The organism is Komagataeibacter diospyri (genome assembly GCF_006538165.1).
In the GTDB taxonomy this organism is placed as follows: domain Bacteria; phylum Pseudomonadota; class Alphaproteobacteria; order Acetobacterales; family Acetobacteraceae; genus Komagataeibacter; species Komagataeibacter diospyri.
This window is the reverse complement of sequence record NZ_BDLU01000035.1, coordinates 1-637: the sequence shown is the minus strand read 5'-3', so window position 1 is coordinate 637 and position 637 is coordinate 1. Positions and strand designations below refer to the sequence as shown.

The following is a 637-nucleotide window of genomic DNA, read 5'->3' as shown; positions in this document are numbered from 1 at the left end:
CATCAGCCGCTCTACCGTGCAGCGGGCGACATTCCTGCCTTCGCGTCTGAGCTGATGCCAGACCTTACGCGCTCCATAAACACAAAAATTATCGTTCCATACTCGACGGATTTCATCGCACGGTCCTTTGTCTTTCTGGCTGCGCATACAAGGATTTTTCTGTCTGGTCACGGAAGCATAATAGACAGATGGCGCAATCGGCAGAACCCTGCAGATTGACCCGACACCATATGCCTGCCGGTGCATCATTGATGAAGCGCGTCATGGCCTGAAGCGGCGGTCGAGTTCCCCTTCCGCAAAATATGCTGACGCCTTGCGCAGGATCTCATTGACCTGCCGCAGTTCGCGGTTCTCGCGCTCCAGTCGCCTGATCTTTTCCCGATCAGGCAGATCATTTACCGCAGGTGCATTGGCCCGTTCATGCAGACGTGTCCATTTTGACAGCGTGTCAGGATGAATATCCAGCTTTGGTGCTATCATCATCACTGCGGACCAGCGTGACGGATGGTTCTTCTCTTCCTCCAGAACCATGCGGGCTGCACGTTCACGAAATTCAGGCGGAAAACGCTTCGATTTGTTACTCATGAATATCTCTTACCTCACGGGTCTTGCTGTCTCCACAAAACCCGGGGCAATT

2 pseudogenes and 1 other annotated feature are annotated in these 637 nt (G+C 53.2%); both pseudogenes read right to left on the bottom strand.

The features are described from left to right. Window positions 1–114: pseudogene (locus MSKU9_RS18920) on the bottom strand (IS3 family transposase); the annotation flags it as partial. Window positions 115–189: 75 nt separating this feature from the next. Further along, window positions 190–307: a sequence feature (AL1L pseudoknot), on the bottom strand. Window positions 308–387: 80 nt separating this feature from the next. Continuing rightward, window positions 388–531, bottom strand: a pseudogene (locus MSKU9_RS19015) (IS3 family transposase); the annotation flags it as partial. Window positions 532–637 lie beyond the last annotated feature (106 nt).